The following is a 22,631-nucleotide window of genomic DNA, read 5'->3' on the forward strand; positions in this document are numbered from 1 at the left end:
AAAACGAAGACCAGAGCACCGACTTACAGTGGTGCTCTGGAGATTATTTATTCTTTTTCCATCTCTTCAAGAATTTTTGCAGTTTGGTGGGTTGGCACTTCTTCGTACTTACTGAACTCCATAGAAAACATCCCCCGGTCAGAAGTCATCGAACGGAGTTCAGGAGCGTATCTGAGAACCTCAGCCATTGGCACTTCGGCGCGAATCACCTGACTGTTTGCCTGCGGTTCGACACCAACAACTTTACCACGTCTGGAGTTCAGGTCCCCGATAACGTCCCCCATGCAATCATCTGGCACAGTAATATCCATTGCCATTATCGGCTCCAGAAGGACCGGCTTACAAACCTCCATAGCCTTTTTAAATGCGATTGATCCGGCTATTTTAAAAGCCATCTCAGAGGAGTCAACCGAGTGGTGAGAACCGTCATAAAGGGTGATCTGCACATCGACAACTTGATTCTTTGTCAGCGGTCCGGTCTTCATCGCCTCGATAATTCCCTTATCGACGGCAGGGATATAATTTCGCGGGATCACTCCACCGACAACCTTATCGACAAACTCATAACCACTGCCGCGTGGGAGAGGCTTCACTTCGATCCAGACATCTCCGAATTGTCCTTTACCACCAGATTGTTTCTTATGCTTACCTTGTACCTGAGTCGACAGCTTGATGGTTTCACGGTAAGGAACCTTGGGTTCTTTTAAAATAACGTCGGCTCCGTACTTCCGCTTGAGTCGTTCCACCGCAACTTCCAGGTGGATTTGCCCCATTCCTGACAGAACCATCTCCTTGGTTTCTTTATCTCGCGTTATCCGTAAGGTGGGATCTTCTTCCATCAGTCGTTGCAGCCCCGTATAGACCTTATCTTCATCTCCTGAACTCTTCCCTTCCAGAGCAAAAGAGATCACCGGTTTAAGCGGCACGAGGGGTTCATACATAACCTGATTTTTAACATCGCAAAGAGTGTCCCCCGTCGAGGTCACTTTGAGTTTGGGGACTGCGATAATATCTCCAGCAACGGCCAGATCAATCGGTGTCTGTTTTTTCCCTTCAAGTTTAAAGATATTGCTGATCCGTTCCTTTTCATCCTTATTGGGATTATAGACAACGGAATCCCCAGACAGGGTCCCCGAATAGAGCCGCATCAATGACAACTTACCCGCATAAGGATCATTGATCGTTTTAAACACCATGGCAGAAAAAGGCTCATCTTCACAGGGATGCCGCTCCACAGGTTCCTCAGTGGACGGATTGACACCAATCTGAGTCCCTTTATCAACAGGTGATGGCAGACAGGCCACAACATAGTTAAGCAACTGGCGCACACCAATATTTTCCGTCGCACTGCCACACAACACTACGGTAAAGACTCCGGTCAACGTTCCTTCACGTAACCCAGACAGGATCTCTTGTTCACTGAGAGACTCCCCGTCAAGATATTTTTCCATCAAGGTATCATCCGCTTCAGCAACCGCTTCCAGCAATTGCTCCCGCAAACGATCAGCTTCATCTTGATATTCGGCTGGAATCTCAACTTCGTCGTATGTTCCTTTGCCGTCAAACTTATAGATTTTTGCCTTCATACGGACCAGATCAATAATCCCCTTGAAGTTCTCTTCGGCACCTATGGGCATGGTTACAACGACGGCACGGGCACCAAGGGATTTCTCCATATCATCGACAGCTTTAAGAAAGTTCGCACGTTCTTTATCCATCTTGTTGACAAAGGCAATCCGTGGAACCTCAAAAGCATCACACCAATTCCAGATCTGTATCGTTTGTGACTTGACCCCGGAAATGGCAGAAACAATCACCACAGCACCACCAAGGACACGCAGGCAACGACGGGTATCATGCAGAAAGTTACTGACACCTGGAGTATCAACGATATGCAGACTATGGTTATCCCAAAGGCAGTGATTCAAACTGGCACTGAGCGTCGCTTTACGCTTAATCTCTTCTTCTTCAAAGTCCATAGAAGATGTGCCATTATCCACCTGACCCAGAGTATCGGTCATCCCGGTATTGAATAAGATAGCTTCAACTAAAGAAGTTTTACCGGCACTGTTATGTGCCACAATTCCAAGATTTCTCAGTTTATCGGTGTCGTACTTACCCATGAATCGCTCCTTTTCAAGAAAAAGCCTGCTACGGATATCCGCAACAGCAGCCCTCCATTTCAGAGACGTCAACACGTCCTAATAACAGGGTCTGAAGGTTAATTCCGGTTCCTTTCGTAGAGTATTCTTAATCCTTCCAAAGTTAAAAAAGGGTCAACCTGATCAATACAACGGGTCGCTTTGGCAATTGGTTCTGCCAAACCTCCTGTTGCAATCACCATGGTTTGTGCAGAGAGTTCTTTTTTCATCCGGTTGACAATGCCTTCGACCAGACCGACATAGCCAAAAAATATTCCCGCCTGCATACTGGCTACAGTGTTTTTAGCGATAATCTGTTCGGGCTGTGAAAACCCAACCCGAGGGAGCTTACTTGCCCGCTCAAACAGGGCATCGGCCGAGATGCGCACCCCTGGAGCGATCGCCCCTCCTTGGTAACAACCCTCAGGAGAGATCACATCAAAGGTCGTCGCAGTACCAAAGTCGACCGCAATCAACCCGCACTGATGTTTTTCAAAAGCGGCAATAGCGTTGACAATGCGATCGGCACCAACCTCGCGTGGATTGTCATATTGAATCGGCATACCGGTTTTCATCCCCGGCCCGACGACATACGGGGTCAACTGAAAATATTTCTGGCACAGACCCTCGATGGTATCTAACATCGGCGGCACAACACTTGAAACAATCACATCACTCAGATCGGCAAATCGCAACCCTGATAAAGAAAATAAATCGTTAATCAACATCGCATACTCATCAACGGTCCGATACTTATCGGTCCCAACCCGCCAGTCTTTGACCAGATCCAGCCCAGCATAGATCCCCAGGACCGTATTACTATTTCCAACATCGATAACCAACAGCATGTGACTTGTTACTCCTGCTTCATGTTATGACCGGGCGGACATCACCGGCCAGAATTTTCTTGATTTCCCCATTTTCCAGTTGCAACCGCAGGGCCCCTTCAGGGTCAAGACCAACAACAGTACCACGAAGAACTTCAGCCCCGAGATCAACATCAACTTGTCGATTTATAACATTGCACAGAGACTCCCAACGACGGCGAACCGGAGCAAATCCTTGGGTTAATAATTCGGCATAACAGGCGTCTAAACGTTGTAGAAATGTCCGCAGGAACAGTAGCCGATCAACCTTTTCCTCCGTCGCAAGAAGTACCGACGTGACCGGATAGTTAAGTTCCCGAGGGAATTGATCCGCAGCCATGTTCAGATTGATACCAACGCCGAGAATAACAAAATGGATCTGTTCTGTTTCGGCACTCATCTCATTGAGCAACCCGGAAATTTTAGCACCGTTTACAAGAATGTCATTTGGCCATTTAACTTCAGCCGTTAAGTTACAAATTTCATTTAAAGTTTCAGCGACGGCAACAGCAGAAAGGAACGTTAATTGAGGAGCTTGTTGAACGGGAATATCAGGACGTAAAATAATTGAACAGTAGAGATTCACACCGAAAGGTGATTCCCAACGCCGTCCCAGGCGACCTCGACCAGCACTTTGCTGATCTGCGACGACCACCGTCCCCTCAAGCGCACCCTCATCAGCTAGCCGCCTCGCCTGAACATTGGTGGAATCTATAACCGGGAAAGAGACAACAGACCGACCGATCAACGAACAATTCAACTCGTTTTCAATTTCGGCCGCCAGCAAAATATCGGGGGAAGAGAGCAAGCGATAACCTTGCGAATGTTTGGACTCAACCTCAAAACCCAGCTCACGCAACACCTTGATCTGTTTCCACACAGCCGCCCTAGAAACATGGAGCTGGTTACTGATTTCCTGCCCTGAAATATAGCCAGCGGAAGAAGTACGTAACAAACTAAGAATTTTTCCGTATGATGCCACCAGGTTTCCAGTCGTCGAAAACAGTCACTCAAAAGTGACGATGCTGTGACGTTAGCATCAGCGAAGCAACATTGAAATATCTGCCGCCTTCACTGAATGCGTTAATGCCCCCACAGAAATAATATCAACTCCTGTCTCAGCAATATCACGCACAGATTCTAGGTTAATTCCACCCGAAGCCTCAACCAGAGCTCCTCCGGCAATCAGATCGACCCCCTGTCGCATCTGTTCCAAGCTCATATTGTCAAGCATAATGACATCAGCCCCGGCAGTTAATGCCTCTTGCACCTCTTCTAAATCACGGGTTTCAACTTCAATTTTGAGGGTATGGGAAAGATTTTGTTTTGCCCGCTCAATCGCCGCACCAATACCGCCAGCAGCAGCAATATGGTTTTCTTTTATCAAGACACTGTCAAACAGTCCGATGCGATGGTTACGCCCGCCCCCCATCCGGACAGAATACTTATCAATCGCGCGCAACCCCGGCACCGTCTTCCGGGTATCGACGATTTGAGCTCCAGTCCCTTGCACCTCGGCGACATACCGGGCGGTCAGGCTGGCGATGCCGCACATCCGCTGTAGCAAGTTCAGAGCGACCCGCTCTCCCTGCAACAACACAGAGGCCTTGCCTCGCAACCAGGCAATGACCTCTCCCTTGCGGACAGGGTGGCCATCAGCAAAGAGTTTCTCAAATTTGACGTCGGCATTGAGGGCACGAAAAACCGCAGCAGCGACATCGAGACCAGCCAGAGTAAAATCTTCTTTAGCGACTAGGTCGGCACGGGCGACAGTATCAAATAACACGGTCGCTTCCGTCGTCACATCACCAAGACCGATATCTTCGATGAGTGCTGTACGTACAATTCTTTCAATTTCAAACTGCATCTGTGAGAACTCCAGAAGAGGTTGAACCCAGTAAAAATATTAGCTTGATTGGATAAAATGAAACCAATTTATAGCATATCGGTTATTCCCCCCGCAACTGAAAACACCTGCCTTAATGGTGCAAATCCCCTTTACATTTCCACAACTTGTGGTAAAAATAACTCTTTAATAATAAGCCTGCGATCACCATCTAAAAAAGGAGAAGCAAATGAAAAGTTTTTTGCTCGTTTTACTGCTTGGGCTCCCTCTGGTCCTAGGTGCCTGCGTCAGTAAAAATACCTATCAGCAAAAAGTGAATGAAACAGATTTACTGACTCGCGATGTCACGACCTTAACGGTCGCGAACGATGAACTACGTCACGACAAACAAGAGCTCCAGAATGACCTCTCTAACCTCAATGGTCGATTAGTCGAAGCGCTGCAACAAAACTCCAAACTGCAGCGAGACCTGTTAGCCGCCTACGCCACTCAGGAGCGGCAGGAGGGGGACCTGACCCTGCATCAGCAACAGATCGATGCCATGCATGCGCAACTCACCGATATGCAACAAACAAACGATCAGCTATTGGCCACCATTGAAGAATTAAACAGAGCTCTTGAAAAAGAGAAGATCGCCCGTGAAGCCCGGCTGGCAAAAGTTAAAAATACTTATAATCAGCTCGTCGGTGCGCTGGAAGAAGAGATTAAACGGGGAGAACTGACAATTTCTAATCTGGAAGGGCAATTGTCAGTTAATCTTCTCAACAAAATCCTCTTTGATTCAGGTAAAACCACCATCAAAAAAGAGGGGTTGAAGGTGCTCCAGAGTCTGGGCGATGTTTTGAGCAAATTCCCGGATAAAGCATTGCAAGTTGCGGGGCACACGGATAATGTTCAGATCAGTGAACGTTTGAAAGAGCGCTTCCCCTCCAACTGGGAGCTTTCAACCGCCAGAGCGACCAGCGTTGTTCACTTCCTGCAAGATAAGGTTGGGCTCCCAGGTGAGCGGATTATTGCTGCCGGCTACGGAGAATATCAACCCGTCGCCAGCAACGATGATGCCGAAGGACGGGCCTTGAACCGGCGTATTCAGATTCTGCTGGTGCCGTTTAAAGCTGTAGCGGAGAAAGAATAATAAGACGGGAACTACAAACAAACCGATAAAGCCCGGAAGGGGGTCTCACCTCCGGGCTATATCGGTAGTATTTTTCCGCCGGATACACCATCCGCAACAAACGTTGATTCACCGGTTGGCCCGTGTTAAAAGTGACTCCCTCCCCGATACAGATATTGGGCCCTGCGCAATCACCCCCCAACACATTTGACAACCCGATTACGGCCCCCTTGCTTAGCTTGATAGAGGGCGTTATCGACGCGCTTGAGTAAGGCATCAACACTGTCATCTTTCTGAAATTCAGCAACTCCGAGGCTGATCGTAATGTGACCAACTGTCGAGAATTTTTCAGCCTCGACATCCACACGAATACGCTCTGCAAAATGTTCCGCTTCGGCAATCTCGGTTGTCGGCAAAAGCAACATGAACTCTTCGCCTCCCCAACGGATCAATAAGTCCCCCTGCCGAATCACCCCCCGGATCAAATGACACAGATGCTTAAGAACATCGTCACCGGCACTATGGCCAAATCGGTCATTAACCTTCTTAAAGTAGTCAATATCCAACATAATCAGCGAAAATGGAGCCTTCTCACTACTGCCATGACCATGTTCCACAGCCACAACCTCGTCAAACTTACGCCGGTTATAGGTATTTGTCAGAGAATCGGTGACGGCCAGGGATTCAATCTGCTGCAGACTGGTATTTAACTGGAAAGCAAGATCGCCGACCTCAAGGAGAGCCCGGTTCAGGTCACGGGTGCGCTCCTCAACCCGAACCTCCAGTTCTTCCTTGGCCTTTTGTATTTCACTTTCAGCATGGAGACGTTTTTGATTTTCCGCTCCTAAACGTGTCAACAAATCAAAAAAGAGGGAAAAAAACCGCATCAGATGATCTACTCTTTGCTTGGAGACGACAGGAATTTTCTTCAATGCCTGTAAATAGGCTTCCACATCATAACCATAGGCAATCGCTTGGCGGCGGAAGTAGTCAATATCGGGGGGCTGATACAAAAATTGTCCCAGAAAAAAGAACCCGATGAGGGTCTCATGCAGCAGAATGGGGATAGCCACTTCAACCAACCCGTTCGGACACGGATAAGAGAGGTACTCTTTCGTGTTTAGATATTCACTAATTCGCTGTTCACTTAACAAACAGTTCTTGCGACTTGTGGGGTTGACCCGATGAAAATCGGTACAGATATGTTGCCAACCGATAGTGACCAGCCAGTTCTGCTTCTCATCCATCACCCCGACAGAGATCCCTGCCGCTTCATGAAAAAACAGCATCAACTCACGCAGGTCATCCACCGCAATTATTTCTTGCAAGCGCAAGTTCATTTTCCCTCCACGGGATAGAACCAGAGTTAGAGCATTGCAACAGCCCTGAACTTAAATTAAGTAACTATTAATACTGTAACAGGTTTTTGCCTTTATTCAACGCCCACCCAAGCGGCGGCGATAAATGTTAAATATGCATTCAAAACAAGAATAATTGAATGCCACGCCATCAATGTCACATCAGACTTATTGCAGTTATCACTTCAAAGGGGTAATCTTTCTCTGTATCTATCGGCAGTCCTGACCTCGTCGTTCTGTCACCACCATAAAATAGGAATAAGATCAGCAAGACAATAGTTCTAAAGGATGGGTTCATTATGTTTATTAAGCATCAAAATCTCCACCAGATCATGTTGAAAATTATCACCGCTGCAGGAAGTTCCCCTGAGGAGGCACAGATCGTTGCCGACCACCTCTTACGCGCCAACCTCACAGGTCATGACAGCCATGGTGTCGGCATGTTACCAACATACCTGCGCTCAATTGGCAACGGGTTGTTAATTCCCAATACCTCGGTCAAAGCGGTCAGTGATTCTGGAACCATCATGGTTTTTGATGGCCAGCGTGGATACGGCCAAAGGGTCGCTCGTGAAGCGATGGAACAGGCAATAAATCGTTGTCAGGAAACCGGACTGGTCCTCATGGCGTTGCGTCATGCTCATCATATCGGTCGCGTCGGCACTTACGGTGAACAAAGTATTGCTGCGGGGGTGCTTTCACTGCACTTTGTCAATGTCACTAATCACCCTCCAGTGGTTGCTGTCTACAATGGTGCTGACGCAAGGTTGCTGACAAATCCGATCTGTTTTGCAATGCCGGGTACCGAGAAAAATCCCGAAATCCTCCTTGACATGGCAACCAGCAAGATCGCCCTGGGGAAAGCCAGAGTCGCTATGAATTCGGGGAAAGACACCCCCGAGGGGGCGGTACTCGATGGTTACGGAAACCCTTCGAATGATCCGTCAGTTTTATTTCATCAACCGACAGGGGCTCTGAAGCCGTTTGGACGCCATAAAGGGTTTGGGATCGCCTTTTTCTGTGAACTTTTAGCCGGAGCGTTAAGCGGTGGCAATACGATTCAACCTGAACATCCCAAAGATGGCAGTATCATCAACAACATGATGACTATCATCATTGATCCTAAACGACTGGTCGATCAGGATTATCTCCATCATGAAATGGATGCACTCATTAAATATATCCTTGATTCGCCGCAGTCCTCCGATGCGGATGAAGACATTATGCTGGCTGGAGAACCGGAACGTCGCAGCATGTCTAATCGGTTGCAAACAGGAATCCCTGTTGACTCCAACACTTGGGACGAATTGCTGGCATCCGCTGCCTCGGTGGGGATAAACCCTGAAACTCTAAAACAATTCATTTAACGGTGCAGACATTGTCAATCCACTGCTATGATTTTCATAAGGAATAACTTTTCATGCCTGTCATCCCCTACACCCCCATAGATATTCAAGATCCCCGTGAACTGGTTGCTTCAATCCGCTCACGTCGTGGAGGAGCATTACTGAACCTTGACCGTATGCTTCTCCACAGTCCTGCTTTTGCCACCGGCTGGAACGGCTTTCTTGGCACGGTCAGAAACGACCTGAATCTCCCCCCTAAGTTGCGTGAACTGGCAATCTGTATCGTAGCAATACTCAACCGTGCCGAGTACGAATTGATTCAACATTCACCAGAATTCTTAAAAGCAGGCGGAACCAGAGCTCAACTGGATGCGCTGCAGAGAATCTCGTCATCCACCCGACAAAGTTCTCTTTTCGACACCACTGAACTGGCGGTGATTCAGCTGAGTATCGAAATGACGCAATCCGTACAGGTCAGTGAAGCGACTATGCATACGGTCAAGGCAGAGTTAAAAAGCGATCAGAACTTAGTCGAACTGATAGGTGTCATTGCAACCTACAATATGGTGTCCCGTTATCTGGTTGCCTTAGGAATCGAACCTGAATAAATGGCGTATAAGGAGCAGATTTATGTACGACGAAAATGCAACCCATCAAAAAGCCATTGGCTATATCCTCTGGATCTTCGGCTTCACCGGTTCGCATCGTTTTTACTACGGTAAGCCTCTTTCAGGAACAGTGTATTTTCTCACCCTGGGTCTCTTGGGTATTGGCTGGATTATCGATCTGTTTTTAATTCCGGCAATGGATCGTGATGCCAACATGCGCTTTGCCAGGGGCCCTTATGACTACACTGTTGCTTGGGTCCTCCTCACTTTCCTCGGCCTATTTGGATTCCATCGAATGTATCTGGGGAAGTGGATCACCGGTATTATCTACCTTTTTACCGGCGGGATTTTTGGTTTAGGATATCTGTACGATTTCTGGACCCTGAACGAACAAGTATCACAGCTCAACAATTAACCTACCCGTCCGGGAGTCAATAGATATTTTACTCCCGGATCCCCCAGACCAAATACACTTCAAACTGAACAAATTCCCCTCCCCGCTTGATAATTTTCTTGACCCAATAGCCGCCATCGCTTACGTTAACGTAATCTATTAACAAAACACTGTTTCCATTATTTGGAGTATCCCTATGTCGTATAAAAACTTGCAGATTGAAATTGAGGACAAACTGGCAGTTGTCACCCTGTGCCGCCCTGAAGTCATGAACGCTCTTAATGGAGAAACATTGCTGGAGTTGCGGGATGCATTCATCGGTCTGGCCGAAAACAACGCAGTCGCAGTCATTATTGTCACCGGTTATGGTGAAAAAGCCTTTGTCGCCGGTGCTGATATTGCTGCCATGCAAGCTCTGACAACCTTAGAAGCACGACAATTTGCCAAACTTGGCCATCAGGTTATGCGTCATATTGAGGCATGTACAAAGCCAGTGATCGCCGCAGTTAATGGTTTTGCATTGGGGGGCGGATGTGAATTGGCGCTCGGATGTGACCTCCGCATCGTCTCAGAAAATGCCCGCTTTGGACAGCCAGAAGTCGGTCTTGGCGTAATTCCAGGATTCGGCGGAACCCAACGGCTGGCCAGATTGATCGGAAAAGGACGTGCTCTGGAACTGATTCTGACCGGGAACATGATTGATGCTGCTGAAGCATATCGTATCGGTTTGGCGAATAAAATTGTCCCCCTTGAACAGTTACTTGATACCGCTAAAAATATGGCGGCGACGATTATCAGCAATGGTCCCTATTGCGTGCAGCTGGCTAAAGAAGCGATACGCAACGGTCTGGAACTTGACCTTGATCGTGCCAATCAATATGAAGCAGAGCTTTTTGGACTCTGTTTTGCCACCACCGACCAGAAAGAAGGGATGCAGGCTTTTCTTGATAAACGGCCAGCAAAATTCACCGGCGAATAATTTATTTATCCATGACAACAGCCCGGTAATGAACATTTGAGTCAAGGAGGACAACATGCATTTTGATCTAACCGATGAACATAAAGTAATGCGGCAGATGGTGCGTGAATTTGCCGAAAAAGAGATCAGCCCCGGGATTCAGGAAAGGGATGAAAGCGAATATTTTGATCGGACCATCATGTTTGATCGTCTTGCTGAACTGGGTCTCACCGGTATCGTTTTCCCAGAAAAATATGGTGGAGCTGAAGCCGATTACATCAGTTATGCCATTGCAGTAGAAGAACTGTCCCGTGTCTGTGCTTCGACCGGAGTCACCCTCTCCGCACATCTCTCTCTGGGAGCGAATCCAATTTATGAATTTGGCACTGAAGAACAAAAGCAACGTTATCTGAAACCTTTGGCTGCAGGGGACAAACTCGGAGCTTTTGCCTTAACAGAGAGTTCTGCAGGCTCAGATGCCGGGGGAACCAAAACCACCGCAACCCGTGACGGCAAACAGTGGATTCTGAACGGCAGCAAAATTTTCACCACCAATGGTGGAGATGCGGACACCTATATCGTTTTTGCCCGTAGCGATAAGGAAGCCCGGAAACATCATGGTATCAGCGCTTACATTGTCGAAAAAGATACGCCCGGATTCAGCTTTGGAAAAAAAGAATCAAAACTCGGCATCCGCGCTTCATCAACTCGGGAACTGGTTTTTGAAAATTGCAAGATTCCAGAGGAAAACCTGCTCGGCACTGAGAATGAAGGGTTCAAACTGGGAATGATGACTCTTGATGGTGGACGAATCGGCATTGCTGCTCAAGCCCTCGGGATTGCTCAGGGCGCGTTCGATGCAGCGGTCCAGTACATGAAAGAGCGGACTCAGTTTAATAAACCATTGAGTGCTTTTCAGGCACTACAGTTCAAAATCGCCGATATGGCAACCCAGATTGAAGCAGCCCGGCTCCTGATCTATCAATCAGCTTATAAGGCATCTAATAAACAGTCCTTCGGAAAAGAATCAGCGATGGCCAAGATGTACGCATCCGATGTTGCCATGCAGGTCACAACAGACGTCATACAAATTTTTGGTGGCTACGGATTTACGCGTGATTTTCCGGTAGAGCGGATGTTTCGCGATGCCAAAATCACCCAGATCTATGAAGGTACCAACGAAATCCAACGTATCGTCATCAGTTCGGCGCTCCTCCGCTAGACCCACTGGGGACGGGATAAAGCTCCGTCCCCAGTGAGCCATCACTCTTTAAAAAATCACCTTATTTTTCTGGACAGAACCCGACAAAACGTTTTTACTCATGACCATATTGAAGATTGGGAGGTTGAACATGTTTCGGAAAAATTCCTCGGATGGATACAAGCCGGCGGTCGATAAAATTACCATGAAGACTCTGGTCCATGGCGAGAAGACATTAATGGTCGAATTCCAGATGCAAAAAGGGGCCCTACTCCCCTGTCACAGTCACCCTCAAGAGCAAACCGGATACTTAGTGTCTGGCCGGATAGATTTAACCATTGGTGCTGAAACATTTCCGGTTTGGCCCGGTGATAGTTGGTGTATCGCCGGAAACATGGAACATCACGCGTTGTCCTGGAAGATAGCGTCGCCATTGAAGTCTTCTCCCCAGTTCGAGCCGATTACCTGCCTCAGCAGGCGTAAAATGAGTCAAAGATAAACGAGGAAAGATTATGCCTAAAATTTTTAGTTACAGCTTTATTATCCCCAGTGAAGCCAATGATGAAAACGGTCACGTCAATAATGTCGCTTATGTTCAGTGGATGCAGGATGTAGCCACGATGCACTCCGATGCTCAAGGTTGCACAAACGAACTTTATCATCGCCTTAACAGCAGCTGGATTGTCCGTTCCCATAACATCGATTATTTAAAGCCTGCGTTTGCCGGGGATGAAATTGAAATACAGACCTGGGTGTGCAGCTTAAAGCGTGCAAGTTCACTTCGTCGCTACCGTTTTATTAATCCAAAGGATCGTTCTGTTTTGGCTCGTGCCGAAACCGATTGGGTTTACGTTAAAGCTGATACTGGACGCCCATGTAAAATCGACCCACAAGTCAGTGAAGCCTTCATTCTCGTCTCTCCCGAAGAAGAACCATAACCTCACGATCAATGTTCAATCGTTTCCACGAATACGGTTCCTGACGGCAAGCACCGAACCGAAAAAATCCAGATCGATATAAAGAAAAGGCAGGGGTTAATCCCTGCCTTATTTTCTCAATGAATCACAGATTTAAAAATTCATTTGCGCCTTATTTCACCTTGATTTCGATTGCCTTAGGTTTTTGAACTTCGGTCTTAGGAATCGTCAAAGTGAGCAGGCCATCATTGAATGCAGCTTCAATTTTCTCTTCATCGACATTTTCCGGAAGAGAAAAACTCCGGTTGAACTGTCCATAGTAGCGTTCAACGCGATGAAATTTTTTCCCTTTTTCTTCCTTCTCCTGCTTGTTTTCACCACTGATATTCAGTACGTGATTCTCCAGGCTGATCTTGACATCCTCGCGTTTGATCCCGGGCACTTCAACTTTGACGTTGAAATTTTCATCCGTCTCACTGATATCAGCACGTGGAACCCAATCGGATCCTTTCATGTTCAGATCACGACCTCCACGAAAAGGCCAATCCAACGATCGGGAATACGGATCCAGCATTGATTCCATCTCTCTAAACGGATCCCATTTTGCCAATTTCATAGCACTTCTCCTTTGCTCGACACGGGATGATCACCACCTAACGGACCGCCCGTATTCGATCCGTCAGAACACATCGGAAAGCTTCTGTCGTCAATCACACTTGACCTTTTAATAATATCTCCTTTTGACTGTTTTTCAAGGAGTTGCACTGACATCATTAGCAAATAAAACCACTTCATATTTTATTTTCTGGTAGATATAAATCCGCAACTTCAATAGTCTTAAAAAGACAATAATCTCAGGGTAAAGGAGCAGCATATGAGCCAGTTATTTTCACCTTTAAAACTGCGGCAGCTCGTGATTCCAAATCGAATTTTCGTCTCCCCGATGTGTCAATATTCAAGTTTAAACGGGAGACCAGATGATTGGCATCTGGTCCATTATGGCAGTCGTGCAGTTGGTAAGAGTGGGCTTGTGATTACTGAAGCGACCGCTGTGACTCCTGATGGTCGAATTAGTCCAGAAGACCTCGGTATCTGGAGTGATGACCATGCTGAAGCTTTTATGCCAATGGTTGATTTTATCAAAGCGCAAGGCTCTATTGCCGGGATTCAACTGGCTCACGCTGGACGCAAAGCATCAGTCGCTGCTCCCTGGTTGGGAGGAGCGCCGCTGAACTCACAGAATCGAGGCTGGCAATCAGTGGCTCCCAGTCCGATACCTTTTACAACCAGCTTTCAGACACCCAGAGTAGCTACAGTTGAAGATCTGGACCAGATCGACGATCAATTTGCGAAAGCGACGTGCCGCTCCATGCAAGCTGGGTTTCAAGTCGTCGAATTACATGCGGCCCACGGATACTTGTTACATCAGTTTTTGTCGCCATTAAGTAACTGTAGAACGGATGAATTCGGCGGCTCATTGGAAAACCGAATGCGTTTTCCACTACGTATTGCTGCAACCGTCCGTAAAAACTGGCCAGAGAAATTACCGGTGTTTATGAGAATTTCGACAACAGACTGGGTGGAAGGGGGTTGGGATTTGGCGCAGTCACTGGTATTCTGCCGACGGTTGAAAAAACTTGGCATTGATCTGATCGATTGTTCATCTGGCGGGTTGGTTGCTGATGCAGTCATACCTGTTGGGCCAGGATTCCAAACACCAATGGCGACAGCGATAAAAAATAAGCTAAAAATTAAAACCGCTGCGGTGGGTATGATCACCACTCCTGCTCAGGCTGAACAAGTGATCGCAACCGGACTTGCGGACGCGGTATTACTTGGTCGAGAGCTTTTACGTGATCCATACTGGCCGCTACATGCCGCACAGGTTCTCAAAGATGATGTCTCCTGGCCGGCACAATATACGCGGGCAAAAGGCTGATGCGAGTTCCAACGATGCAGGCACTCTGAAAGATTATTGCAGATGTTGCTCCGTTTGAATCAATAGACTTTTGAATTGTTCCAACTTTTCTGTCAATTGTTGATTCTGGGCATCCAATTGTTCAATTTCAAGTGCCTGTTGCTGTACCGTTTCCCTGAGTTCTCCATTTAGGGCTTTTTGCTGCTCAAGCTCTTGCGAAGAAAAAATAATTGTTTCGGCGCGGGCAGCCCAAACGCTGCCAGGAAAATCCACCACGACTTTCTGCAGAGGTTCCAAGCTGTGCGCTGTCTGAAATTCATCAAACGCCAAGATAAAACTTTGCTGATCCGGTAATAAAACCTGCTTTGGTTGCGGATATAAATAGGCACAACTACATAGAAAAGTGGCAACCAGCAGAATAGAAAAATTTTTCACAGTCACTTTCGTCTTTCCAGCATATAGTTACTTCCTTCCTGTATTTTCAGGTATTCCTTAACTCTGGCACAGTCCTGACTAATCGCCAGACGAGAGGGATATTCATAACGATCTGATGATATCACAGCTATTGAGATCGTCATCAACGGAAATGTCCGTTTGACACCATAACGATCTTCGCCAGCGAAAGATCCAGTTTCACGATCTTCAGCATTGTAAAATGAGGGGACTACCGCGGTAAATCCGTCGATAATTTTCTGCGCTAAGAGTTCTCCGGTCTTAATACTGCACAGGACCACATAATCATCACCACCAATATGTCCCACCAAATCTTGCGCACTGCCATACTCACCGACAACCTGTTTCAGCAACTCTCCCACTTTCGCGAGGACATCACTGCCCGCCTTATAACCGTAGCGGTCGCTGTACACTTTGAAATTATCCAGATCAATATACAGATGGGAGAAAGGCTGATTGTTGCTGATACGCATTTCAATTTCGCGATCAATGGCCAGATTACCCGGCAACAAAGTCAACGGATTAGCATCCAGATGCAATTGTTCAAGTTCAGTGAGCTTCTGTCCCATCAGGGTAAAATCATTGGCTAACTGGGCAAACTCATCATTGCCTGAAATTTCGGGATAGTGATCAAATCTCCCCGCTGAAATTTTATGGGTCGCTTTTTTTAACTCTTTGACGGAGCGGTGGATATTCAAAATAACCGCAAGAGAGACAGGTGCGGAGAGACAAATCCCCAATAAACTGAGGATCACTGTCATTTGAAAAGCCGCTTGTGTATGCTCAGGAAGCCGAGCGAGTTCGGTGTTAATCTTCTGTTGTTGGTTCTGTCTGAATTCAGCTAGAGAACCAATCAATTGAACCCGTAGGGGGACAGTTTTCTCAGTGGAGAGTTGCTGTGCTTCGGGCCAATCCTCTTGATACAACACCGCGGTTAATTGACTTACAGCCTGGCGGTAGTTCTGCAACAACTTGATTAAATCTTGAACCTCAGGAGTGGACTGAAAACGGTTGAGGCCGAGGAGAGAGCGGGTAAATTCATTATTCCGATTGATCCGCAACTCACTGATGGCCGGGTCACGCAGAATCAATAGTTGCTTTTCAATGTTTTCCTGCGCTAGTAAGTTCTGTTGCAAATCACGGGCGAGTTCAAATGTGCGAAATTCAACATTAACCAGATTTTCGGTATCTCGTGTTTGCTGATGTAGCTTGGATAATGCATAACCTACTGCCAACAAGCTAAATAGAACAATGACTAAGTAACCAATGATTACCTTTTTGGTTACGGTTGAAAATAGATTTCTCACCTATCTTCCGTCTCCGTTAAATGAAAGGGTTACTGAATAGTACTATAAAACCCCTGCTTACGCAAAGCTCTACCAGGAGATGACACAGGTATGAAGTTGAAACAAAAAGCGCCCCCAAAGGGCGCTATATAGGTCAAGGTCAAATAAAGTTCTTACATGCCTAAATATGCTTTACGGACATCATCATTCGCGAGCAGTTTATCCGCTGAATCGACAAGAGTGATACGTCCATTTTCCATAACATAACCACGGTCAGCTAACTTTAATGCTTGATTCGCATTTTGCTCGACCAGGAAGATCGTTGTATTACTTTCCTTGTTTATCTTACGAATAATTTCAAATATTTGCTTAATTATCAGCGGGGCCAGCCCCAAGGAAGGTTCATCAAGCAGCAAGACCCGAGGACGAGCCATAAGCGCCCGGGAAATTGCCAACATTTGTTGCTCACCACCGGAGAGGGTGCCACCAAGTTGATGACGGCGGCTTTCCAGTATTGGAAAAAGGGTCATGACATAATTTAAATCCTGCTGGATCAAGCTCTTATTTGTACGCAGAAACGCACCCATTTCGAGATTTTCAAGAACTGTCAAGTCAGGAAAAATTCTCCGTCCTTCAGGCACCTGGACAATCCCTCGTTGTACAATCTTATCAGCCGAGACCCCTTTAAGCGAATCACCATCCAACAATATCTCCCCTGAACGGGGTGGAGTGATGCCACAAATCGACATCAGAGTTGTGGTTTTCCCTGCGCCGTTTGCACCGATAAGGGCGACGATCTCACCCTCTTTGATCTCGATAGTCACGTCTTTGAGCGCTTGAATATTGCCATAATAGGTCTGGATATTCTGTAATTTAAGCATCGGTCTCTTCTCCCAGATAAGCCTCAACAACTTTTGGATTGTCTTTGATTTCCTGAGGACTCCCTTCGGCGATTTTCTTACCGTATTCCATCACATAAATGGGATTAGAAATATGCATAACTAACTTCATATCATGCTCAATTAACAGAATAGCGATCTTCTCTTCTTCACTGATCTTACGGATCAACTGATCCAAGTCAGCGGTTTCCTGCGGGTTCATCCCTGCTGCGGGTTCATCTAATAACAATAAGAATGGGTCCGTTGCCATCGCTCTGGCAATCTCTAAGCGCCTCTGTGCTCCATAAGGGAGATTCTTGGAAAATTCGTTAGCAAAGTCTTCAAGACCTACTTTTTCAAGCAGTTGGTAACTTGATTCGACGATAAGCTGCTCTTCTTCACGAACCCCTTTGTCCCTGAGAATTGCCCTGAAAATTCCAGCCTTGGTGCGACAATGGCGTCCAATCATAACATTTTCAAGAACCGTCATATCTGGGAACAGGCGAATATTCTGAAACGTTCTCGCTAAGCCCATCTCGGTAACTTTATTTGGTTTCAAGCCGTTTAAACGCCGCGTCTCTAAACCCTTAGGGTGCAAAAGAATATCCCCTTTAGTGGGATTATATATTCCGGTGACACAGTTAAAAAAGGTGGTCTTGCCAGCTCCATTGGGGCCGATCAATGCCGCAATTTCACCTTCGTGAACTTCAAGTGAGACACTGTCGACTGCCCGTAGGCCGCCGAAGTCCATCGTCAACCCCTTAACTTCCAATAACTTATGTTTTTTATCAGCCATTGTTCGTTTTACCCTTCAAACCTTTATATTGGTAAGTCTGTCGCAGATTACTGATAATTCCCTGCGGACGGAAGATCATCATAATCACCATCGCTGCACCAAATGCGAGCATCCGATATTCAGAGAATGCGCGCATATATTCAGGCAGGAGAATCAGTATAAACGCCCCAAGAATAACCCCAAGGATAGAACCCATGCCACCGAGAACAACAATCGACAGAATGATCGCTGACTCCATAAAAGTAAAACTGGCGGGATTAATAAAAGTTGTCTTTGACGCAAACAGAACACCGACCATCCCAGCCCAGAATGCGCCAAGAGCGTACGCAGACAGCTTAGTCCGAGCCATATCAATCCCCATGGCGACACAAGCAATCTCATCTTCGCGCATGGCAATCCAGGCACGCCCAATCCGGCTATTCTTCAGACGGTTGGTGACGAGGATTGTAAAGATCACCAAAGCAATCATAATGTAATAGATATAGATGGTCGAATCAGCCAAGCTCAAGTCCATTCCAAAGAAACTTGGCTTGTCGATATTGGCGATACCACTGGGTCCAAACGACAAGCTGCTCCAGTTTTCCATGACAACCTTAAAGATCATCCCGAAACCCAAGGTCACTATAGCCAGATAATCGCCTCGTAAACGGAGAATCGGGAACCCCAGTACGACACCGAAGAGACAACCTATAATGCCACCAATCGGCAATGTTATCCAGAAACCAAGGTCAAAGTGGTGATTCAAAAGAGCGTAGGAATATGCGCCAACGCCAAAGAACGCAACATAGCCAAGATCCAATAATCCCGCCAAACCAACACTGATATTCAAACCCAGTCCTAAAACGACATAGATGAGCGCTGAAATCATAATGGTGCTTTGGTAAGTATCAAAGACCTGTGGGAATATCAGCGCGGCAAGCAGCAGAACACCCATTGCTTTATAACGAAATGACATATCCTCAAGAAGCAACTGCAACTTACTACGGGTTTCTCCCCCTTCTTCGGCTACCGCTTTACGCATTTGTTGCCGCGTCAGCATATAGCGCCACAGATAGGAGAGAATAAAGCTTGCCAATGCCACCCAGAGCATATTCATCCAGCGCCAAACAACGACTTGGTCCATGGTATTCACCCGAATAACCATGAGTGGAAATGTCAAGAAGACAAACCAGAGTGAAACGATTAATGATTGTTTTAAATTTTGTAACATATCCTTCCCCTTTATACTTTTTGCTTACGCGCCTTGCCTAGAATTCCGGCAGGTCGCAAGGTTAGGATAAGAACGAGCAGTCCAAAAGTGAAAACATCTTCATAATCACTGGAGATATAACCGGCAGCAAAGCTTTCAGCCCAGCCAAGAACCAGTCCTCCGAGTACTGCACCAGGAATTGAGCCAATACCTCCCAGAACCGCTGCGGTGAAAGCCTTAACACCAGCAAGAAAACCAATATAAAAGTTGACCTGACCGATATACGAAGCCACCAGAACACCACCAATAGCAGCTAAGGCTGAGCCGATAATAAATGTCAGGGAAATAATCCGGTCGACATTAACACCAACCAGACGCGCCATATCCATATCTTGTTGGGTCGCCCGCATTGCCTTGCCGACTTTGGTTTTTTTAATCAACAAGGTCAGGAGAATCATCGTCACCATTGTGGTCACCAGAATCACCAGTTCAGGGGAACCAATGATATGGGCGACGGGCTCCATAAAGGCAAAATCGGGGATTAAACGGGGAAAAGGGAGAAAGTCTGGGGTCTGAGCCAGCAGGACATAATTCTGCAGGAAAATTGACATACCAATCGCACTGATTAAAGGAGATAAACGTGGTGCTCCCCGCAGTGGACGATAAGCAACTTTTTCCAAGGTATATCCGTAAGCACTGGCATAAATCACCGCAATGATCGCAGCCAGAATCAGAATAGAAATACCACTGAGTCCATAAATCGTACAGACACCCGCAACAATCAAGGCGACAAAGGCGCCAATCATGTAAATTTCACCATGGGCAAAGTTAATCAATTGGATGATGCCGTAGACCATCGTATAACCCAGAGCAATCAAGGCATAGATACTTCCCCGGGTTAAGCCACCAAAGAAAAGTTCTAGAAAATATTCCATAGGATGTGAGTCTCGCAAAAATTAATCAATGAAAGGGACGATTTATGACTGGGGATTAAAAGATCGTCCTGCTACAACAAAATTTCAGGGGACTGGCAAAGCATACCAGCCCCCTGAGGGATCAGAAAGCAGCGCACAAGAAACGATACTAACGCTGTCCGTCGGACAATCTTCTATTGAAGTTCTTTGAAAGCACCATTTTCAACGGTATAAACCGAGAAACCAACACCTTCAGCGTCACCTTTGCTATCAAATTTAATTTTACCCACTGGAGTCTCAACATACTCCGTACGTAAGGCGTTAGTTACCGCTTCGTAATCAGTGGAACCGGCTTTTTCAATAGCGTTCAGTAATGCCAGAGCGGCAGAATAACCTTCTTGGAAGAAAGCGCCAGGTTCTGCACCATATTCAGCTTGGAACTCTGCAGTTGCGGCGGCATTGAGAGCAATTTTCGAAAGGTCCCGAGGTCCGGTCATATAAGCGCCATTTGCAGCATCACCAGCAACCTTGAGGAAGCTGTCATCTTTAACTCCGTCGTCAGAAATAAAGACTGTTTTTAGACGTTTACGGCTCATTTGTGATACCAGTTTGGAAGCTTCAGGGTGATAACCACCAAAAATCAGAGCTTCAGCTTTGTTTCTGCGGACTTTCTGGACGATAGAAGAGTAATCCATCGCGCCAGGGGTAATACCTTCGAACAGGACAACTTCAACTTTTCCTGATTCGTCCAGATATTGCTTGGCAAAGTCGGCAAATCCTTTGCCATAATCACCTTTGTCATGAATCACGGCAACTTTTTTAACACCAAGAGTATTGATCGCAAAATCCACAGCTAATTTAGCCTGCATATCATCAGAAGCTATGGTTCTGAAGAAGTTTGGATAATCACCACTTTGGGTTAATGGTGGATTTGTTGCGGAAGGAGACATAACAGGAATTTTTGCATCTTTGTAGATACCGAGAGCAGCTTTGGTCGCTCCGGAACAAATATGTCCAAGAACAACATCAGCGCCATCAGTGACCAATTTTGTTGCTGTATTCGTCGCAATTTCAGGTTTACATTGATCATCTTGAATTAACAATTCAACTTGCTTCCCAAGAATGCCACCGTTAGCATTGACTTGCTTGACAACCAACTGAGCCGCTTTCATCGCAGGGATTCCGTAGGGAGCAAGGTCACCACTGTGGGGACCAGCGACACCAAGCTTAATGGTATCAGCAGCAAAACCAACCGTGATCATGCTGAGAGCAAGAGTTAATGTTGATATTAAAACTGTTATTTTTTTCATGCGTGTGCCTCCTGTTTTTTATGGTTGGATAAATAAACAATGATTTATAGAGCTGCTAGATATAATTCAAAGCACCGAAGTGGTCAAGAATAAACAGCATTTTATCCAGGCTTGGAGCAGAAAAACGGTAAAACATCAAATACTGTTTCTAACCGTTCTATCCGTTACCAATCAGCGGTCATGCTCATGTTGCTTTTTCATTTCTGCAATCATTGTTGAGATTTTCGTTTGCCCTGCGACTAACCGGGCAAGATGTTGAAGATCAAGGTAGAATTTTTCTAAATCTGCAGAGGTCATCTCTGCGCTCACTGCCGCAAAGGCTTTTTCAACCTGGGATACACCAAACTTACCAATATGATTCGCCGCGATGGTTTTAAAAACCGCTAACGTATGTTGACGCCGACTCGACTGGTCCTGCTCTTGAGAACGGATAGCTGTTTCTTCACGTTTACGTCTCTCTTCCATGAGGAGCTTACGAGTGCGTTGCCAGATAGGTCCCAAGTCTGCAGAACCCATCAGATCCGCCAGAACAATTTCATCAGCACTACGAATCTCTAATACATCCAATCGAGCCCCAGGTAACAGAGCGACAGATCTTTCAATATCGGCTGAGGCTTCCATCTCAAGCCTGCCATCAAAACAAAAACCCAAGGCATAGCCCTGATCATAAAAAATAAGCGCCGTCTTGTCTTCCGCATAAACTCTTAGACAGGCGGTAAGACCCTCGTTTTTGATGTTTTCTAGCAGCGACCCTACGTCAAAATGGTTTAAATCCTCTCCCTTTTGCAAGTAACGACCATGGAGAAGAGCATGAAAACACAACACAAGATCCGGCGATAGCCGGTAGATATTCAAGACAGCGTTACCCAAAATCGAAATTTCAAAGACTTTTGCGATCGCATCATACGCAATCAAACACTTTTCCCCATCTGTCCCGGCAAAGACCGCACTGATTAATTGTCCCCCCTGGAACAGGATAACCCCTGATCCCTGAGTGGCGTCAAACCGGAGATAGCCTGTAAAGTCCCCTTTCCGCAACTTTTCCATAGCTTCAGGGAGATTGATTCGTGCAGGATTAACTTTCTGCCTTACTGGGATGCCACGCGGCAAAAATATCATTTTTTACAACTCCAGCCAA

The 22,631-nt window shown here is 46.5% G+C and carries 23 protein-coding genes; 9 read left to right on the forward strand and 14 right to left on the reverse strand.

Annotated elements, in window-relative coordinates:
- Positions 1 to 47: 47 nt before the first annotated feature.
- The 4 genes from fusA to nadC form a co-directional block, all read right to left on the reverse strand.
- Positions 48 to 2,123, reverse strand: coding sequence for an elongation factor G (fusA, locus tag BLU87_RS11730; RefSeq protein ID WP_092348635.1), 2,076 nt, complete (start codon positions 2,121 to 2,123; stop codon positions 48 to 50).
- A 98-nt stretch (positions 2,124 to 2,221) separates the two neighbouring features.
- On the reverse strand, positions 2,222 to 2,989 hold the full coding sequence (locus BLU87_RS11735) for a type III pantothenate kinase (RefSeq protein WP_092348637.1): 768 nt from the start codon (positions 2,987 to 2,989) through the stop codon (positions 2,222 to 2,224).
- Positions 2,990 to 3,008: 19 nt separating this feature from the next.
- On the reverse strand, positions 3,009 to 3,989 hold the full coding sequence (locus BLU87_RS11740) for a biotin--[acetyl-CoA-carboxylase] ligase (protein WP_092348640.1): 981 nt from the start codon (positions 3,987 to 3,989) through the stop codon (positions 3,009 to 3,011).
- Positions 3,990 to 4,046: 57 nt separating this feature from the next.
- A complete protein-coding gene (gene nadC, locus BLU87_RS11745; RefSeq protein ID WP_092348643.1) occupies positions 4,047 to 4,874 on the reverse strand; it encodes a carboxylating nicotinate-nucleotide diphosphorylase in 828 nt (275 codons plus the stop codon).
- A 208-nt stretch (positions 4,875 to 5,082) separates the two neighbouring features.
- Between nadC and BLU87_RS11750 the strand changes: the two genes are divergently transcribed.
- Positions 5,083 to 5,988: an OmpA/MotB family protein gene (locus tag BLU87_RS11750; RefSeq protein WP_092348646.1), complete on the forward strand. Its 906-nt coding sequence runs from the start codon at positions 5,083 to 5,085 to the stop codon at positions 5,986 to 5,988.
- Between the two features lie 170 nt (positions 5,989 to 6,158).
- On the opposite strand, the gene BLU87_RS11755 is transcribed toward BLU87_RS11750, so the two are convergent.
- On the reverse strand, positions 6,159 to 7,307 hold the full coding sequence (locus BLU87_RS11755) for a diguanylate cyclase (protein ID WP_092348649.1): 1,149 nt from the start codon (positions 7,305 to 7,307) through the stop codon (positions 6,159 to 6,161).
- Positions 7,308 to 7,624: 317 nt separating this feature from the next.
- Here BLU87_RS11755 and BLU87_RS11760 point away from each other — a divergent pair, with 317 nt between their 5' ends.
- The 7 genes from BLU87_RS11760 (at position 7,625) to BLU87_RS11790 (ending at position 12,770) form a co-directional block, all read left to right on the forward strand.
- The gene (locus BLU87_RS11760; RefSeq protein ID WP_092348652.1) at positions 7,625 to 8,692 is read left to right on the forward strand and encodes a malate/lactate/ureidoglycolate dehydrogenase; all 1,068 of its coding nucleotides are present in this window, start codon (positions 7,625 to 7,627) and stop codon (positions 8,690 to 8,692) included.
- Between the two features lie 53 nt (positions 8,693 to 8,745).
- A complete protein-coding gene (locus BLU87_RS11765) occupies positions 8,746 to 9,279 on the forward strand; it encodes a carboxymuconolactone decarboxylase family protein (RefSeq protein ID WP_092348656.1) in 534 nt (177 codons plus the stop codon).
- A gap of 22 nt (positions 9,280 to 9,301) precedes the next feature.
- Entirely contained in the window at positions 9,302 to 9,694 is a 393-nt protein-coding gene (locus BLU87_RS11770) for an NINE protein (RefSeq protein WP_092348659.1), read from the forward strand.
- A 175-nt stretch (positions 9,695 to 9,869) separates the two neighbouring features.
- Positions 9,870 to 10,652 (forward strand): enoyl-CoA hydratase-related protein, encoded by a 783-nt coding sequence (locus tag BLU87_RS11775; protein ID WP_092348662.1) that lies wholly within the window; start codon positions 9,870 to 9,872, stop codon positions 10,650 to 10,652.
- A 55-nt stretch (positions 10,653 to 10,707) separates the two neighbouring features.
- A complete protein-coding gene (locus tag BLU87_RS11780; protein ID WP_092348665.1) occupies positions 10,708 to 11,853 on the forward strand; it encodes an acyl-CoA dehydrogenase in 1,146 nt (381 codons plus the stop codon).
- 130 nt (positions 11,854 to 11,983) lie between these two features.
- Positions 11,984 to 12,331, forward strand: coding sequence for a cupin domain-containing protein (locus BLU87_RS11785; RefSeq protein ID WP_245706477.1), 348 nt, complete (start codon positions 11,984 to 11,986; stop codon positions 12,329 to 12,331).
- Positions 12,332 to 12,344: 13 nt separating this feature from the next.
- Positions 12,345 to 12,770: an acyl-CoA thioesterase gene (locus tag BLU87_RS11790; RefSeq protein WP_092348668.1), complete on the forward strand. Its 426-nt coding sequence runs from the start codon at positions 12,345 to 12,347 to the stop codon at positions 12,768 to 12,770.
- A 151-nt stretch (positions 12,771 to 12,921) separates the two neighbouring features.
- Here BLU87_RS11790 and BLU87_RS11795 read toward each other — a convergent pair whose 3' ends face one another.
- Complete coding sequence (locus BLU87_RS11795; protein ID WP_092348671.1) at positions 12,922 to 13,365, reverse strand: Hsp20/alpha crystallin family protein; 444 nt, start codon at positions 13,363 to 13,365, stop codon at positions 12,922 to 12,924.
- A gap of 258 nt (positions 13,366 to 13,623) precedes the next feature.
- On the opposite strand from BLU87_RS11795, the gene BLU87_RS11800 reads away from it, so the two are divergent.
- A complete protein-coding gene (locus BLU87_RS11800; RefSeq protein ID WP_092348674.1) occupies positions 13,624 to 14,688 on the forward strand; it encodes an NADH:flavin oxidoreductase/NADH oxidase in 1,065 nt (354 codons plus the stop codon).
- Between the two features lie 33 nt (positions 14,689 to 14,721).
- Here BLU87_RS11800 and BLU87_RS11805 read toward each other — a convergent pair whose 3' ends face one another.
- The 8 genes from BLU87_RS11805 to BLU87_RS11840 form a co-directional block, all read right to left on the reverse strand.
- Positions 14,722 to 15,108, reverse strand: coding sequence for a hypothetical protein (locus BLU87_RS11805; RefSeq protein ID WP_092348676.1), 387 nt, complete (start codon positions 15,106 to 15,108; stop codon positions 14,722 to 14,724).
- Positions 15,105 to 16,427, reverse strand: coding sequence for a GGDEF domain-containing protein (locus BLU87_RS11810; protein ID WP_092348680.1), 1,323 nt, complete (start codon positions 16,425 to 16,427; stop codon positions 15,105 to 15,107). Before BLU87_RS11810 ends, BLU87_RS11805 begins: the two co-directional genes overlap by 4 nt.
- Before the next feature lie 152 nt (positions 16,428 to 16,579).
- Positions 16,580 to 17,287, reverse strand: a complete 708-nt coding sequence (locus tag BLU87_RS11815; protein WP_092348683.1) for an ABC transporter ATP-binding protein — start codon at positions 17,285 to 17,287, stop codon at positions 16,580 to 16,582.
- Positions 17,280 to 18,080, reverse strand: coding sequence for an ABC transporter ATP-binding protein (locus tag BLU87_RS11820; RefSeq protein WP_092348686.1), 801 nt, complete (start codon positions 18,078 to 18,080; stop codon positions 17,280 to 17,282). The genes BLU87_RS11815 and BLU87_RS11820 overlap by 8 nt, the downstream gene beginning before the upstream one ends.
- On the reverse strand, positions 18,073 to 19,290 hold the full coding sequence (gene livM, locus BLU87_RS11825; protein WP_092348689.1) for a high-affinity branched-chain amino acid ABC transporter permease LivM: 1,218 nt from the start codon (positions 19,288 to 19,290) through the stop codon (positions 18,073 to 18,075). The genes BLU87_RS11820 and livM overlap by 8 nt, the downstream gene beginning before the upstream one ends.
- 11 nt (positions 19,291 to 19,301) lie before the next feature.
- On the reverse strand, positions 19,302 to 20,204 hold the full coding sequence (locus BLU87_RS11830; protein WP_092348693.1) for a branched-chain amino acid ABC transporter permease: 903 nt from the start codon (positions 20,202 to 20,204) through the stop codon (positions 19,302 to 19,304).
- Positions 20,205 to 20,377: 173 nt separating this feature from the next.
- Positions 20,378 to 21,493 carry a branched-chain amino acid ABC transporter substrate-binding protein gene (locus tag BLU87_RS11835; protein WP_092348696.1) on the reverse strand — a complete coding sequence of 372 codons (1,116 nt, stop codon included), beginning with the start codon at positions 21,491 to 21,493 and terminating at the stop codon, positions 20,378 to 20,380.
- Positions 21,494 to 21,664: 171 nt separating this feature from the next.
- Positions 21,665 to 22,612 (reverse strand): hypothetical protein, encoded by a 948-nt coding sequence (locus BLU87_RS11840; RefSeq protein ID WP_092348699.1) that lies wholly within the window; start codon positions 22,610 to 22,612, stop codon positions 21,665 to 21,667.
- Between the last annotated feature and the right edge of the window lie 19 nt (positions 22,613 to 22,631).

Origin of the sequence: Desulfuromusa kysingii (assembly GCF_900107645.1) — a bacterium.
GTDB classification, from domain to species: Bacteria; Desulfobacterota; Desulfuromonadia; order Desulfuromonadales; family Geopsychrobacteraceae; genus Desulfuromusa; species Desulfuromusa kysingii.